Here is a 15,245-nt window from a genome sequence, read left to right on the forward strand (position 1 = left end):
CCCCACCCGGCCCCGACCCCGCCGTGGCGACGATCACCCCGGGCCGCCCCCACCACCTCAGCCCACGAACACCGCAAGCGGCCGGGCCACGCCCCCGCTGTTCTCCACCAACGCCAGAAAGGTCCCGTCCGGCCCGAACACGCCCACCGGCCCCGACGCCTCGTCCGCCGGCAGCCGCCCGCCGTGCGAGACCGCCCGCGCCTCGTCCTCGCTCACCTCGCGGCGCGGGAAGGCCGCCGCCGCCGCGTCGGCGATCGGCAACACGCCGAAGGACTCCTCCAGCTCCTCCAGCGTGCGAGCCCGGTCCAGGCCGTACGGACCGACCCTGGTGCGCCGCAACGCCGTCAGGTGGCCGCCCACGCCGAGCCCGGCGCCCAGGTCGCGGGCCAGCGCCCGGATGTAGGTGCCGGACGAGCAGGTCACCCGCACGTCCAGGTCGATCGCCTCGCCCTCGCGCCGGGTGGCCAGCACCTCGAACGCGGAGACGGTGACCGGGCGGGCGGCCAGCTCGAACTCCTCGCCGGCCCGCACCCGCGAGTAGGAGCGCTTGCCGTCGATCTTGATCGCCGACACCTTCGAGGGCACCTGCATGATCGGCCCGGTCAGCCCGGCCACTCCCGCCGCGATCGCGGCGTCGTCCACGTGCCCGGCCGGGGTCGAGTCGGTGACCTCGCCCTCGGCATCGTCGGTGACCGTGTTCTGCCCGAGCCGGATCGTGCCGTCGTAGCCCTTCTCGGTGAGCGCGAGGTGGCCGAGCAGGCGGGTGGCCTTCTCGACACCGATCACCAGGACGCCGGTGGCCATCGGGTCCAGCGTCCCGGCGTGGCCCACCCGACGGGTGCCGGCGATCCGGCGCAGCCGGCCCACCACGTCGTGCGAGGTCAGTCCGGCCGGCTTGTCCACGATCACCAGACCGTCGGGCGGCGGGGGTCCTGCGTTGCGGCGCTTCACGCGTCGTCTCCCGGGGTTGCCTGCGCCGGGGCGACCGGCAGTAGTGCGTCGGCGAGGAGGTCCCGGAACCGGGCCACCACCTCGGCCGGTGGATCGTATGCGGTGAAACCCGCCGCGAACGCGTGTCCGCCGCCGCCGAAGGCCCCGCAGACCCGTCCCAGGTCCACCGCGCCCTTGGACCGCGCGGAGGCGCGCAGCGCGCCGTCGTCGTCCTCCTTGAGCACCAGCGCGACCTCGGCCTCGCCGCTCTTGCGGACCACGTCGATCACGCCCTCGATCTCGTCCAGGCGGATCCCGTGCGCGGCCCGCTCGGCGCGGGTGATCACCGTGGAGACCAGGCCCAGACCGCTGGCCGCGCCGGTGTCGAGCCGGGCGCCGGCGAGGGCGGCGGCGAGCACCTTGAGGTAGCCGAACCGGCAGGTGTCCCAGATCGCCCGCTGGATCAGGTCGTGCCGTATCCCGGTGGCCATCAGCCGGGCCGCGAAGGTGTGCGTCTCGGGCGTGGTCCCCACGTACTTGAACGAGCCCGTGTCGGTGACCAGACCGGTGTACAGCGCGGTGGCGATGTCGGCGGTCAGCGTGGCGCCGAGCCGGGTGATCAACTCGTCGGCGAGCACCGCGGTGGCGGGCGCGTCGATGTCGATCAGGTGGTGGGTGCCGAACCGGGTGTTGGAGGCGTGGTGGTCGACCACCAGGAGCGCCCCGGCCGCCTTGGCCTTGCCTTCCAGCAGGCCCAGCCGGGCCGAACCGGCCGCGTCGAAGACCGCGACCAGCTCCGGCTCCTCGGGGACCTCGGTGTGCGGCACCAGCAGGTCCTGACCGGGCAGGAACTCCAACGAGGACGGCACCACGAGGGGGTCGTCGCCGTAGGAGACCCGCACGTTCCGCCCCAGCTCGCGCAGCGCGAGCCCGACGGCGAGCGCCGAACCCAGCGCGTCGCCGTCGGGGCTGACGTGGGCCAGCAGGGTGATGTCCTCGGCCGTCAGGAGCAGGCGTACCGCCTCGTCCCAGTCGGCCGCACCCGGCGCGGTCGGCGGCCTCGTCTCCGCGTCGGAACCACCGCCGGTCCGCGGCTTCGCTCCCGCGGCCGGACCGGAGTCCCGGTCCGCCGCCACGCCTGGTGTCAAGGTCGGTCGCCCTCCTGTGTGTCCGCCCTGGTCTGCGCCGTCGACTCGTCGTCGGAGTCGTCGGCGTCGTCCGCGGCCGGGGTCCGATAGGGGTCCGCGTCACCGGCGTAGCCGGCGCCCGCGGCGGTTGAGCGTACCGCCGCATCGGCCTGCTGCGCCCGGGCGAGGAGATCGTCGATGAGTTTGGCGCTGTCCGGAAGGGCGTCGGCGACGAACGTCAGCGACGGGGTGTGGCGCACGCCGGTCTGCCGGCCCACCTCGCTGCGGAGCACGCCCTTGGCGCTCTCCAGCGCGGCGGCGGTCGCCGCGCGCTCGGTCTCGTCGCCGTAGACCGTGTAGAAGACGGTCGCCTCACGGAGGTCACCCGTCACTCGTGCGGCGGTGATCGTCACGAACCCCAGACGGGGGTCCTTGATCCGGCGCTCCAAGGTCTCCGCGACCACGACCTGGATGCGGTCCGCGAGTTTGCGCGCCCGCGCGGTGTCGGCCACTGATCCTCCTGCGATTGCTCGGCATTTCGGCGGGGTCCCCCGCGCCCGGGATCACCGGGCGCGGGAGCCGCTCTCGTTCTTCTTCCCTGCGACTGCGACGACCACGGCCGTGGCCGCGACCGGGGCCGCGGCCACGGCGACCGCGACCGCCGTCGCCGCCGGTCCGTCAGTCGTCGTCCCCGTACACCCTGCGGCGTGCGGAGAGCAGATCCAACTCGGGCCGGCCCGCGACGAGCCGCTCGCAGCTGTCCAACACCTCGGCGCACCGCTCGACGGTCGCGGAGACCACCGCGACCCCGATCACGCTGCGCCGGTGCAAATCCTGATGCTCCACCTCGGCGGCGGCAACGGCATTCTTGCGCTGAAGGTCCGCCAGGATGGGGCGGATCAAAGATCGTTTTTGCTTCAACGAGTGCACATCGCCGAACAACACATCGAGGCTGATCGTTCCCACAAACATAGGCGACGGGCCTGGCCGGCCCGGGAGGCCTCGGGTCGGGGCCCACCGGGGCCGCCGACGAAAAGAGCCGGGCACGCACGTCGCGGCCCGGATACCACCACACTGCTTCGCGACACGGCGGATCCGCCCGGTGTGCACCGGGCGGATCCGCCGCCTCGTCTCGGCGGGTTCGAGCGCCTTCGACCACCGGATCGGCGGCCGGAGGCGCTCGAACGCCCTACCGGATCAGCCTCGCGGCTTCTCCCGCATCTCGAACGTCTCGATGATGTCCTCGACCTTGATGTCGTTGAACGAACCGAGGTTGATACCGCACTCGAAGCCCTCGCGGACCTCGGTGACGTCGTCCTTCTCGCGGCGCAGGCCCTCGACGTTGAGGTTGTCGGCGACCACGGCCCCCTGCCGGATGATCCGCGCCTTGGTGTTGCGCTTGATCGTCCCGCCGGTGACCATGCAGCCCGCGATGTTGCCGAGCTTGGAGGAGCGGAACACCGCGCGGATCTGCGCCGTGCCCAGCTGGACCTCTTCGAACTCGGGCTTGAGCATGCCCTTGAGCGCGGCCTCGATCTCCTCGATGGCCTGGTAGATCACCGAGTAGAAGCGGATGTCGACGCCCTCGCGGTCGGCCATCGTCCGCGCCCGGCCCTCCGGCCGGACGTTGAAGCCGATGATGATCGCGTCCGAGGCCATCGCCAGGGTGACGTTGGACTCGGTGATGGCACCGACGCCGCGGTCGATGATCCGCAGCTCGACCTCTTCGCCGACGTCCAGGTTGAGCAGCGCGTCCTCCAACGCCTCCACCGAACCGGAGCCGTCGCCCTTGAGGATGAGGTTGAGCTGCTGCATCTCGCCGGCCTTGAGGGCCTTGTCCAGGTCCTCCAGCGAGACCCGCTTCGACCGTCGGGCCAGGACCGCGTTGCGCTCCCGGGCCGCCCGCTTCTCGGCGATCTGCCGCGCGGTGCGCTCTTCCTCGACCACGAGGAAGTTGTCACCGGCGCCGGGCACCGAGGTCAGGCCGAGCACCATGACCGGACGCGACGGCGTGGCCTCGGTGAGGTTGTTGCCGTTCTCGTCGATCATCGCGCGGACGCGGCCGTAGGCCTCGCCGACCACGATGGCGTCGCCGATGTGCAGCGTGCCGCGCTGGACCAGGACGGTGGCGACGGGGCCGCGGCCCTTGTCGAGGTGACCCTCGATCGCGATGCCCTGGGCCTCCTGGTGCGGGTTGGCGGTGAGCTCCAGCGCCGCGTCGGCGGTCAGCACGACCGCTTCGAGCAGGTCGTCGATGCCCATGCCCTGCTTCGCCGAGATGTCGACGAACATCGTGTCGCCGCCGTACTCCTCGGCCACGAGCCCGTACTCGGTGAGCTGGCCGCGCACCTTGGTCGGGTCCGCGCCCTCCTTGTCGATCTTGTTGACCGCCACCACGATCGGCACGCCCGCGGCCTGCGCGTGGTTGAGCGCCTCGATCGTCTGCGGCTTCACGCCGTCGTCCGCCGCGACCACGAGGATCGCGATGTCCGTCGACTTGGCGCCGCGGGCACGCATGGCGGTGAACGCCTCGTGACCGGGGGTGTCGATCAGGGTGATCTTGCGGTCGACGTCGTTGACCGTGGTCGCGACCTGGTAGGCACCGATGTGCTGGGTGATGCCACCGGCCTCGCCCGCGATCACGTTCGTCTTGCGGATCGCGTCGAGCAGGCGGGTCTTGCCGTGGTCGACGTGACCCATGACGGTGACTACCGGCGGACGCGCCTCGAGGTCGTCCTCGTCGCCCTCGTCCTCGCCCCATTCGAGGTCGAAGGACTCGAGCAGCTCGCGGTCCTCCTCCTCCGGGGAGACGATCTGGATCACGAAGTCGAGCTCGGCCCCGAGGGTCTGCAGCTCGTCGTCGCTCACCGACTGCGTCGCGGTCAGCATCGAGCCCAGGTTGAACATGATCTGGACCAGTGCGGCCGGGTTCGCGTTGATCTTCTCCGCGAAGTCGGTGAGCGAGGCACCGCGCGACATCCGGACGACGCGCCCGTTGCCGCGAGGAGCCATCACGCCACCGGCGGACGGAGCCTGCATCTGGTCGAACTCTTGACGACGCTGACGCTTCGACTTGCGCGCGCGGCCCGGACGCCCACCGGGACGACCGAACGCGCCCTGCGTGCCGCCGCGACCACCCGGGCCGCCACGACCGCCGCCGCCGGGACGACCGGCGAAGCCGCCGCCGCCACCGGGACGACCCGGAGCGCCGCCGCCGCCACCGCCGGGACGGGGACCGCCGAAGCCGCCACCGCCACCACCGGGACGACCGCCACCGCCGCCGGCACCCGCCGGACGACCGCCGCCGCCACCGGGACCGGGACGACCGGGCGCACCGCCCGGACGGCCGGGACCACCCGGGCCACGCGCGGGCGCCGGACGGTTGGGCATCATGCCCGGGTTCGGACGCGGGCCACCGGGGCCTGCGCTACCACCCGGACGCGGACCCGCGGGACCACCCGAGCCACCCGGACGCGGGCCGGCGGCCGCAGGACCCTGCGGGCGCGGCGGCATGCCGCCCGGGGTGGGGCGACCGCCGCCGGCGGCCTGCGGCCGCGGCATACCGGTGCTGCCCGAGGTGAAGGGGTTGTTGCCCGGACGCGGGCCGGCCGGACGCGCGCCACCCGGGCGGGGGGCACCGCCCTGACCGGGACCACCGGCACGCGGGCCACCGGCGGACGGTGCGCCGCCGGTACGCGGACCGGAGGAACGCTCGCCGCGCTCGGGACGGTCACCGCGCTCGGGACGACCACCGGGGCCGCCCTGACCGGGACCACCCGGACGCGGACCCGGACGGCTGCCCGCCGCCGGACCCGAGGAGGCCGCGGCCGGACGGTCCGAACGCGGACCGCGCTCGGCGGGACCGCGGTCGCCCTGGCCACGCTCGGCCGGACCGCGCTCGGCGGGACGTGCGGCCGGACGCGGACCCGGAGCGGGCGCGCCGCCCGGACGCGGACCCGACTGTGCCGCGGGACGCTCCGCCTGACGCGGGGCGGCCGGAGCCGCCTCCGCGGCCGGCACGGCCGGCACCACGGGCGGGGCGGTGCTGCCCTGGGGGGCCGGGCGCGGCGTCGGGCGCGGGCCCGGCGTCGGCGCACCCGCCGGGCGCGGGCCCGGAGCGGGGGCAGGGCGCGAGGCGCCCTGCGGGGAGGGGGCACCCTGCGACGCACCGGACGAGGCCGGCGGACGCGGGGCGCGGCGGGCGGGCCCGCCTTCCGTCTTGAGTGCTTCCGTCAATTTGCGAACAACCGGCGCCTCGATCGTCGAGGACGCCGAACGAACGAACTCACCGAGTTCTTGGAGCTTGGCCATGACGACCTTGCTCTCGACTCCGAACTCCTTGGCGAGTTCGTATACCCGGACCTTTGCCACGTCGCTCCTTCTGGTCCGGGGTTGGTCGTCCGCCGGACCGTCACTACCGCATGTCTGTACTCATCGCGTACTCATCGAGTGCTCATCGCAATCTCGACCTACTTCCGACTCGCGAGGTACCGCTTCGCTGGACCTGTCCGACCGACCTCTGACAACCCATCACCGCTCAAAAAAGCACGCAGTGGTGCCGAGTCCAGCGGCCCCGGCACGCGCAAAGCCCGAACGAACGCCTTGCGGCGCTCCGCCTGGGCCAGGCACTCCGGATCGGGGTGCAGATGCGCTCCCCGCCCGGGCATTCGGCCGCGGGGATCGGGGGCACAAACGCCCTCGACCGCCACGACCCGCAATAGGTCGGCCTTGGCCGCACGCTGCCGACAACCTACGCACGTTCGGCACGGAGTGGCGGTGATTTCCCGCTCCTTCGACCTTGTACGAGGGCATGCTCGGGCACGCCTGCGACCAGACATGTTCAAGTCTACCGCTCCTCACCGCGACCTGGTTCGGTCGACCGGATCCGGTCGTCCGAATCGGTGGTCTCGGTGTCCGGCCGGATGTCGATGCGCCATCCGGTCAATCGCGCGGCAAGTCGGGCATTCTGCCCTTCCTTGCCGATCGCCAGCGAGAGCTGGTAGTCGGGCACCGTCACCCGGGCGGAGCGCGCGGCGAGATCCACGATCTCGACCTTGCTCACCCGCGCCGGCGACAGCGCGTTGGCCACCATCCGCGCGGGGTCGTCCGACCAGTCGACGATGTCGATCTTCTCGCCGTTCAACTCGGCCATCACGGCGCGCACGCGCGCGCCCATCGGCCCGATGCACGCGCCCTTGGGGTTGAGCCCGGCGCGCGTGGAGTAGACGGCGATCTTGGAGCGGTGGCCGGCCTCGCGGGCGATCGCGGCGATCTCGACGCTGCCGTCGGCGATCTCCGGGACCTCCAGCGCGAACAGCCTCCGCACCAGGTTGGGGTGGGTGCGCGAGAGCGTGATGGACGGCCCCTTGGGCCCACGCCGCACCTGTACGACATAGCAGCGCAGGCGCATGCCGTGCGCGTACCGCTCGCCCGGCACCTGCTCCTGGGGCGGCAGGATCGCCTCGATGCGACCCAGGTCCACCAGGACGTTGCGGTTGTCCTTGCCCTGCTGGACCACGCCGGCGACGATCTCGCCCTCACGGCCGGCGAACTCGCCGAACGTGATCTCCTCCTCGGCGTCGCGCAGCCGCTGCAGGATCACCTGCTTGGCGGTGGTCGCCGCGATCCGGCCGAAGTCGTCCGGGGTGTCGTCGAACTCGCGCACGCGCTGACCGGCCTCGTCGGTCTCGGTCGCCCATACGGTGACGTGACCGCTTGCCCGGTCCAGCTCCACGCGCGCCTTGGGCAGGCTGCCCTCGGTGCGGTGGTAGGCGATCAACAGGGCCGACTCGATGGCCTCGACCAGGAGGTCGAACTTGATCTCTTTTTCGCGCTCGAGCCCGCGCAGGGCGCTCATGTCGATGTCCACGTCCTACGCCTCCTCGTCCATGGTGTCGTCCGCGTCGGTGTCGTGCTCGACACCGGTGTCGTCGTCGTCCTCGTCGTCTTCTTCGGTCTCGGCGTTCGTCGCCGAGTCCTTGCCCTTGCGGTTGAACTCGACCTGTACGACGGCCTTGGCCACCTCGTCCCAGGTCAACCGTCGCGGTGTGCCGTCGACGTCCAGTTCCACACCCTCCGCGTCGCTCGCGCCGATCCGGCCGGTCACCGTGCCGCCGTCGTGCAGCTGCACCAGGACCAGTCGATCGGCCGCGCGGCGCCAGTGCCGCTCCAGCGTCAGCGGGCGGTCCACGCCGGGGGTGGTGACTTCCAGCAGGTAGGGCAGCGAGCCGAGCACGTCGCTCGGGTCGAGCACGTCGGAGACCGCGCGGCTGACCTCGGCGACCTTGTCCAGGTCGACGCCGCCGTCGGCGGCCACCATCACGCGCAGCACACGCCGCTTGCCGGCGGGAGTGAGGGAAACTTCCTCGAGATCCACGCCCAGGGTCGATACCACCGGCTCCAGCAACTCCCGCAGCCGGTCCAACGTGGTGGTGCTCATCCGGGTGACTCCTCGGCTGCGTGTGCTGTTGTCTCAGGTGCGTCGACCGCCGGAGGGCGGGTCGGGGGAGGACAACACTATCCGGTCCGGGAGCAATCTCGCGCACGTCCGCCCGGCGTACACGGGTTGTCCGCCGGATGTCCGGCGGGCTCCACAGTCCCTGCCATGCGGTAGCGTCCGACACGGCCGGAGGCGGCACGGACATCACGGACGAGGTTCAGGAGCGGGACGCATGCGCGACGCGGGGCCGACGCGACGGGCCGTCCTCGGCGCCGTGACCGCGGCGACGATCGCCGCCGCGGTCGCCGGTTGCGACGACGGCGGGGGTTCGGACCAGGGGCGGCGCAAGGCCGACGACGCGGCGCGCGAGCGGGCGTACGCGGCGACCGGGGCGCTGCTGGCGCACTACGACGCGGTGGCCGCGCGACACGCCCCGTTGGCCGAGCGGATCCGGCCGCTGTCGGTCGAGTTGCGGCAACACCTGACCGCCTTCGCCGGCCGCGCGACACACCCCGCGCCGCCCCCCGGGACCGCGCCCGACGACCTCGCCGCGGCGACCACCACGATCGCCGACCGGGCGCAGCAGGCCTCGGACGAGCGACTGGTCGACCTGGACCGGGTCTCCCCCGATCTCGCCCGCCGACTGGCCGCCACCTCGGCGTGTCTGGCGGGACACGCCCAACTGCTTCGGAGCGCATCGTGAGTACGCCGCGTCCGGCCCCGTCGGGGGCCGCCGCCGTCGAGGTGAAGGCGCTGCGCGACGCGCTGGACGCGGAGCACGCGGCGGTCTACGGGTACGGCGTCGCGGGCGGGCGGCTGACCGGCGCCGCCCGGACCCAGGCACGAACCGCGCTGGACGCGCATCGGGCCCGGCGGGACACGATCACCCGGCTGATCGCCGACCGGGGCGCGACCGCGCCGCCGGCGGCGCCCGCGTACACGGTGCCCTTCCCGGTGGCCACGCCGGCGGACGCGACCCGGCTCGCGGTGTACCTGGAGGACGGGGTCGCGCTGCACCTCGGCGCGCTGGTGGCCGCGGCCGGGGCGCCGCTGCGGGCGGAGGCGGCGGGCTGGTTGCGCGAGGCCGCGGTGTGGGGGGTGCGCTGGCGGGGGGCGAGTACGCCCTTCCCGGGGGTGCCCGAGGAGGGTGGTTCGGGGACGGCGACGGCGGGGGGCCGCACGTGAACGATCGGGTCGAGGTACCGGAACGGCTGACGCGGACCGCGCTGCGCTGGTGCGGCGAGGAGGCCGCGCGCGGGTGGCTCGCGGGGCTGCCGGACGCGGTCGCGGAGTACGCGGCGCGTTGGGGGCTGACCGTGGAGCGGCCGATCATTCCCGGCGGCGCGCTGAGCCTGACCTTCCTGGTCCGCCGGGCGGACGACACGCCGGCCACGCTCAAGCTGGGCTTCGTGGATCGCTACACCGCGCACGAGCCGACCGCGCTCGCGCTGTGGGACGGCGCGGGCGCGGTGCGGTTGCTGGAGGCGGATCCGGCGCGCGGCGCGCTGTTGCTGGAGCGGCTGCAACCGGACGTCTCGCTGCGCTCGTTGGCGGAGGACCGGGCGATGCTGGAGGCCGCGGAGGTGATCCGCCGGTTGTGGGTGGCCCCGCCCGCCGACTGCCCGATCGAGCCGGTCGCGGAACGGGCCGGGCACTGGGGCGAATCGATCCCGCGGCGCTACGCGGACCTGGCCGGGCCGTGCCCGAAGGCGCTGGTCGACGAGGCGGTGGCGCTGTGCGCCGAACTGGCCGCGTCGCAGCCGGAGGTGGTGGTGCTGCACACCGACTGCCACCACGGCAACGTGCTCGCGGGCACTCGGGCGAAGTGGCTGGCCATCGATCCGCGGCCGATGCTCGGCGAGCGGGCCTTCGACCTGGGGCCGCTGGTCCGGGACCGGATGGCCACGGTGGTCGCCGAGCCGCGTCCGCAGGCGCTGGTACGGCGGCGGGTGACGTGGTTGGCGAACGCGCTGGACCTGGACCCCGAGCGGGTGCGCGGGTGGGCGCTGGTGCAGGCGTTGGCGCTGGGCCTGTGGTGCCTGTCGGTCGACGACCCGGCGGGCGAGGACCTGCTGTCGGTCGCGGAGTGGCTGTCCTGAGCCGCTCCCCGGCGACCGGCGCGCGGCGGCGTCACGCGAAGGGCAGGATCGCGCCCATCACGGTGTAGGGCCGGTTGTTGCCCGGGAACAGCACCGGGCGGGCCAGGTCGACGAAGCCCAAGCCGCGGTAGAGCCGGCGCGCCGGGGTCTGCTCGTCGATCGCGGAGAGCAGGATGTGCGAGCGGTCCTGGCCCCGGCACAGCAGGCCGATCAGGGTGCGGCCGATGCCGTGCCCCTGCCAGCGCGGCAACACGTGCAACTCGCCGACCACGAACGACTCGTCCAGCCAGGCCCGATGGCCCTCCCGGGCCAGGTGCGGCTCGATCACCAGGCTCCACCACTGGTCGGTGAGGTTCGGATAGCCGTAGCCGAAGCCGACCAGGCGACCGGCGCCGTCGAACGCGCCGAGCGAGCGCACCCCGGCGAAGGCCGCGTGGCGGCGCATTATCCGCTGCCGGATCGCGATCTCGTCGTCGGCGAGCCCGAACGCGTGGGCCTGTACCTCGACCGCCTCGTCCGCGTACGCGGCGAGGTCGACGACCCGGCACGTCCACTCCATCAGCACACGCACTCCATCGGGACGAGCCGCCGGCGCCGCATCGGAACAACACACTCATGCCGCATCGGAACAACACACTCATGCTGCATCAGAACAACACACTCATGAAGGCGCCGGTCTCGGCGAAGCCGACCCGCCGATAGGCCGCGCGGGCGGGGCCGTTGTAGCTGTTCACGTACAGGCTGGCCACCGGCGCGACCTCGGCGAGCGCGTGCCGCAGCACCGCTGCCATGCCGATCTCGGACAGCCCCTCACCGCGCCGCTCCGGGGCCACCCACACACCCTGGATCTGGCACGCGTGTCGGGTGACCGCGCCGATCTCCGCCTTGAACACCACCCTGCCGTCCTCGATCCGGGCGAACGCACGGCCGCCGGCGATGAGTTCGGACACCCGTGCGCGATACAGCGTGCCACCGTCGCCGACCAGGGGCGAGACCCCGACCTCCTCGGTGAACATCGACACGCACGCGGGCATCACCAGATCCAGTTCGTCCGGCCGCACCCGGCGCACCAGCGGATCCGCGGGCACCTCGGCCGAGGGCCGGCCGGCGACCATCAGCGGCTGCACCGGGCGTACGTCGCGGGCGGGTCCCCAGGCGGGTTCGAGCAGCCGCCACAGACCGGCCGCCGCCTCGGCGGGGCCGACGATCGACGAACAGCGCCGACCCTGGCGCCGGGCACGTTCGGCGAAGGACCGTATCGCGTCGGGCCCGGCCTCGACCGGGACCAGGTTCGCCCCCGCGTAGCACAGCGAGGTGAGCAGGCCGCCCTCGTAGTAGCCCCACAGCTCGCCGCCCAGGCGCCACGGATCGACACCGGCGAGCCGGACCCGGGACGCGACGAAGACGTTGGTGACCGGGTCGCGGTCGAGCAGCGCCTGGACGGCGGACAGGTCGGTCCCGTCCAGGACCTTGGTGGAAACCGAGCTCAGCACGTGCCTCACCATGCCATCGGGCGGACCTTGGGGAAATGCCGGTTGTTGCGGCACCACCCTATGCAGGTCCAGGCCGTATGTGCCGCCCGGGAGGTACGGGGATCGGCGGGCGGGTCAGCGCGGCAGCCTCGGCACCCCCGGTCGGCGCGTCACGGGGCCCTCCGGCGCGGCGGCGTCGCACTCGATGTCGTTCGCGGGCAGGGTCCCGTCGACGAGGTACCCCGTGGCCCGGTCGTCCACGCACGGGCCGTCGACGAGGTAGTGCCCGTGGTTGCCGTTGCCGCGCACGGTCAACAGCCGCGAGGAGGGCAGCGCGTCGTGCATGCGCAGCGCCCCCTCGTAGGGCGTGGCCGGGTCGCCGACGGACTGGATCAGCAGCACACCGGGCAGACCCGCGCCGTCGATCCGGGTCGGCGGCGCGGTGTTGGTCTGCAGGTACAGGCACGCTCCGGGCGAGGCGATCGCCGCGCCGAGTGCTCCGTCGCGGGCCCGGAGTCGGACCATGTCCGCGTCGAAGACCCGCTCGTCGGCCGGGAAGGGGGCGTCCGCGCAGGAGACGGTCTGGAACACCGACTCGAAGTTGACCTCCTCGGTGGTCGCCGCCCGCCGGGACGCGACCAGCGCCGCGCCGTCGCCGGAGGCGTAGTCGGCGAGCGCGCCGGCCAGCCGGGGCCAGTCCCGGTCGGTGTAGAGCGAGCCGATCGTGAACTGGTCGAGTTCGACGCCGCCGAAGACTCCGTCGGCGGGCCGTGCCACGAGGCGGGCGCGCAGCACGTCCCAGGTCGCCAGCACCCGGGCCGCGCTCGTGCCCAGGTGGTAGCGGTCGTCGCGGTCGGCGGCCCAGGCCGCCCAGTCGCGCTGACGCGCGGAGAAGGCGCGGGCCTGGAGGAAGCCGGTCCCGTACCAGACCTCGGTGGGGTCCACCACGCTGTCCAGGACCATCCGGTGCACCCGCCGAGGGAACAGTTGCCCGTACACCGCGCCCAGGTAGGTCCCGTACGAGTAGCCCAGGATGCTCAGCCGCTCCGCGCCGAACGCGGCCCGGACCAGGTCGAGATCGCGGGCGATGTCGCGGGTGGTCAGGTGCGGCAGCAGGTCGGGCGCAAAGGCCCGGCAGCCGTCGGCGAACGCGCGGGTCGCGGCCAGGTGCGCGGCGCGACCGGCGGGCACGGCCGGATCGGGCCTGGGCCCTCGGCTGAAGGTGACCGGGTCGGTGCAGACGACCCGCGTGCTGGTGCCGCGCCCGCGCAGGTCGAAGCCGATCAGGTCGTAGGCCCGGCGCAGCCGCTCGGGCAGGCCGCCGGCCAGCGCGGCCATCGAGCCGACGGAGGAGGCGCCAGGGCCGCCGAAGTTGACCACCAGGACGCCCTGGTACTCGGCCCGGCTCCCGGTGGCCGGCACCCGGGAGACGCCGACCCGGATCCGGGCGCCGTCGGGGCGGGCGTGGTCGAGCGGCGCGCCGATGCTGCCGCAGCGCTCGCCCGGCGCGGTGCCCGTCGGGCAGTCGCCCCACATGATCGGCTCGGTGCCCGCGCGGGCCGGGGCGGGGGCGGCGGTGAGCGCGGCGGCGGTGAGCGCGCCGGCCAGGAGGGCGCGGACGGCGCGGGTCACGATTCCTCACAGGTGGTGTCGCGGCCCGCCGGAAGCGTGCCGTCGGTCAGGTAGGCCGCGGCGGCGGCAAGGACGCAATCGTTGGGCTGGAACGCGAGGATCCCGTGGTCGCCTTCGCCGAGCACGGTGATCAGGCGCGAGGAGGGCAGCGCGTCGTGCAGCGCGTTCGCCCCGGCGGGCGGGGTCGCCGGATCGCGGGTGCCCTGGATGAGCAGCACCGGCGGCAGGTCGTGGCCGTCGATGCGCGTCGGGGTCCGGGCGGGCACCGGCCAGAACGCACAGGGCGCGTTCAGCCAGGTGTTGGACCAGGCGGTGAGCGGGGCGGTGGCGTCCACGGCGCGCGTGTCGCGGTCCCACACCGCCCAGTCGCGCGGCCACGGCCCGTCGTGGCACTCGACGGCGGTGTAGATCGCGGTGCCGTTGGCGTCCTGCGCGGTGGGCGGGGTGTACAGCGCGGCGAGCGGGGCCGGGTCGCCGCGGTCCCAGGCGCGCAGGGCGTCGGCGAAGCCGGGCCAGTTCTGCGAGCCGTACAGGGTCCGGGTGGCGAGGTCGTAGAGCTCGGCCGGGCCGACCGCGTCGGCGAGGGGGCGGGTTCGGGCGGCGGCGAGCACACGCGTGAAGATCGGGTCCAGGTCGGCGCCAAAGGCGTCGAGGAAGTCGCGCCAACGGCCCTGGAAGGCGACGTCCTGACGCAGGTTGGAGCCGTACCAGACCTGGTCGGGGCGCGGGTCGACGATGCTGTCCAGGATCATCCGGTCGACCCGCTCGGGGAACAACTGCCCGTAGACCGCGCCCAGATAGGTGCCGTAGGACCAGCCGATGAAGGAGAGTTTCGGCCGGCCGAGCGCGGCGCGGACCAGGTCCAGGTCGCGGGCGTTCTCCAGGGTGCCCAGGTGCGGCAGGAGCCGGCCGGCGCGCTCGGCGCAGCCGCCGGCATAGGTGCGGGCGCGCTCGACCAGCCGTTCCTCGTCCCGCGCCGTGGCCGGCACCGGATCGGGCCTGGGCGCCCGGTCGAAGCTCGCGTCGACGCACGAGATCGGGTCGCTGTGGTGGTTGCCGCGGGGGTCGACGCCGACGATGTCGTAGCTCTGCCGCACCCGTTCGGGCAGGGCGCGGCGGACCAGCCCGGCCAACCACATCCCGCCGCCGCCCGGTCCGCCGGGGTTGACCACGATCGTGCCGCGCCGGGCCCGCCCGCCGGTCGCCGCCGCGAGCGACAGGCCCAGCGTGGTGGTGGGCCCGTCGGGGCGCGCGTGGTCGACGGGCACGGCCAGCGTGCCGCAGCGCAGTCCCGGTTCGGCGACGTCGTCGGGGCAACCGCCCCACACGACGCCGGGCGTGCTCCCGACGGCCGGGTGCGCCGTGTCGGGACCGCTCGCGGGTCCCGCGGCGGTGCCCGCGATCATGGCGGCGACGGCCACTACGGCCACGACGATGCGTCCCACGCGCGACGCCCCTCCCCCGGGGGCGACGCCCCGATCATGTGTCTCGATGATCGGGGTCGATTACCTGGGGTCGGGGCGCATCAACGATATGTCACTCGCGT

General features: G+C 73.7%; 15 protein-coding genes. 3 read left to right on the plus strand and 12 right to left on the minus strand.

The window, feature by feature from the left end; all coding sequences use genetic code 11:
* Window positions 1-57: 57 nt before the first annotated feature.
* The 8 genes from truB to rimP form a co-directional block, all read right to left on the minus strand.
* A complete protein-coding gene (truB, locus tag ACMXN5_RS09595) occupies window positions 58-951 on the minus strand; it encodes a tRNA pseudouridine(55) synthase TruB (RefSeq protein WP_439674874.1) in 894 nt (297 codons plus the stop codon).
* A complete protein-coding gene (locus tag ACMXN5_RS09600) occupies window positions 948-2,078 on the minus strand; it encodes a DHH family phosphoesterase (RefSeq protein WP_439674875.1) in 1,131 nt (376 codons plus the stop codon). The genes truB and ACMXN5_RS09600 overlap by 4 nt, the downstream gene beginning before the upstream one ends.
* Window positions 2,075-2,569 carry a 30S ribosome-binding factor RbfA gene (rbfA, locus tag ACMXN5_RS09605; RefSeq protein ID WP_395789278.1) on the minus strand — a complete coding sequence of 165 codons (495 nt, stop codon included), beginning with the start codon at window positions 2,567-2,569 and terminating at the stop codon, window positions 2,075-2,077. Before rbfA ends, ACMXN5_RS09600 begins: the two co-directional genes overlap by 4 nt.
* A gap of 166 nt (window positions 2,570-2,735) precedes the next feature.
* Window positions 2,736-3,029, minus strand: a complete 294-nt coding sequence (locus ACMXN5_RS09610) for a DUF503 domain-containing protein (protein WP_439674876.1) — start codon at window positions 3,027-3,029, stop codon at window positions 2,736-2,738.
* A gap of 225 nt (window positions 3,030-3,254) precedes the next feature.
* Window positions 3,255-6,428, minus strand: a complete 3,174-nt coding sequence (gene infB, locus ACMXN5_RS09615; RefSeq protein ID WP_439674877.1) for a translation initiation factor IF-2 — start codon at window positions 6,426-6,428, stop codon at window positions 3,255-3,257.
* A gap of 98 nt (window positions 6,429-6,526) precedes the next feature.
* Complete coding sequence (locus ACMXN5_RS09620; RefSeq protein WP_439677978.1) at window positions 6,527-6,895, minus strand: YlxR family protein; 369 nt, start codon at window positions 6,893-6,895, stop codon at window positions 6,527-6,529.
* An 8-nt stretch (window positions 6,896-6,903) separates the two neighbouring features.
* Window positions 6,904-7,926, minus strand: coding sequence for a transcription termination factor NusA (gene nusA / locus ACMXN5_RS09625; protein ID WP_439674878.1), 1,023 nt, complete (start codon window positions 7,924-7,926; stop codon window positions 6,904-6,906).
* Window positions 7,927-7,929: 3 nt separating this feature from the next.
* Window positions 7,930-8,496: a ribosome maturation factor RimP gene (gene rimP, locus ACMXN5_RS09630; protein ID WP_439674879.1), complete on the minus strand. Its 567-nt coding sequence runs from the start codon at window positions 8,494-8,496 to the stop codon at window positions 7,930-7,932.
* A gap of 232 nt (window positions 8,497-8,728) precedes the next feature.
* Here rimP and ACMXN5_RS09635 point away from each other — a divergent pair, with 232 nt between their 5' ends.
* The 3 genes from ACMXN5_RS09635 to ACMXN5_RS09645 are packed head-to-tail and all read left to right on the plus strand — an operon-like array spanning window position 8,729 to window position 10,595.
* Window positions 8,729-9,199 carry a hypothetical protein gene (locus ACMXN5_RS09635; RefSeq protein ID WP_395789285.1) on the plus strand — a complete coding sequence of 157 codons (471 nt, stop codon included), beginning with the start codon at window positions 8,729-8,731 and terminating at the stop codon, window positions 9,197-9,199.
* Window positions 9,196-9,681 (plus strand): ferritin-like domain-containing protein, encoded by a 486-nt coding sequence (locus ACMXN5_RS09640; RefSeq protein ID WP_439674880.1) that lies wholly within the window; start codon window positions 9,196-9,198, stop codon window positions 9,679-9,681. The genes ACMXN5_RS09635 and ACMXN5_RS09640 overlap by 4 nt, the downstream gene beginning before the upstream one ends.
* Entirely contained in the window at window positions 9,678-10,595 is a 918-nt protein-coding gene (locus ACMXN5_RS09645) for an aminoglycoside phosphotransferase family protein (RefSeq protein ID WP_439674881.1), read from the plus strand. Before ACMXN5_RS09640 ends, ACMXN5_RS09645 begins: the two co-directional genes overlap by 4 nt.
* Window positions 10,596-10,626: 31 nt before the next feature.
* Here ACMXN5_RS09645 and ACMXN5_RS09650 read toward each other — a convergent pair whose 3' ends face one another.
* The 4 genes from ACMXN5_RS09650 to ACMXN5_RS09665 all read right to left on the minus strand — a co-directional run bounded on the left by ACMXN5_RS09650 (window position 10,627) and on the right by ACMXN5_RS09665 (window position 15,144).
* Window positions 10,627-11,154, minus strand: coding sequence for a GNAT family N-acetyltransferase (locus ACMXN5_RS09650; RefSeq protein ID WP_380003079.1), 528 nt, complete (start codon window positions 11,152-11,154; stop codon window positions 10,627-10,629).
* An 88-nt stretch (window positions 11,155-11,242) separates the two neighbouring features.
* The gene (locus tag ACMXN5_RS09655) at window positions 11,243-12,100 is read right to left on the minus strand and encodes a GNAT family N-acetyltransferase (RefSeq protein WP_439674882.1); all 858 of its coding nucleotides are present in this window, start codon (window positions 12,098-12,100) and stop codon (window positions 11,243-11,245) included.
* Between the two features lie 102 nt (window positions 12,101-12,202).
* Window positions 12,203-13,699: an alpha/beta hydrolase gene (locus tag ACMXN5_RS09660; protein ID WP_439674883.1), complete on the minus strand. Its 1,497-nt coding sequence runs from the start codon at window positions 13,697-13,699 to the stop codon at window positions 12,203-12,205.
* Window positions 13,696-15,144 (minus strand): alpha/beta hydrolase, encoded by a 1,449-nt coding sequence (locus ACMXN5_RS09665; RefSeq protein WP_439674884.1) that lies wholly within the window; start codon window positions 15,142-15,144, stop codon window positions 13,696-13,698. Before ACMXN5_RS09665 ends, ACMXN5_RS09660 begins: the two co-directional genes overlap by 4 nt.
* Window positions 15,145-15,245 lie beyond the last annotated feature (101 nt).

Origin of the sequence: Embleya australiensis (assembly GCF_051903075.1) — a bacterium.
GTDB lineage: Bacteria > Actinomycetota > Actinomycetes > Streptomycetales > Streptomycetaceae > Embleya.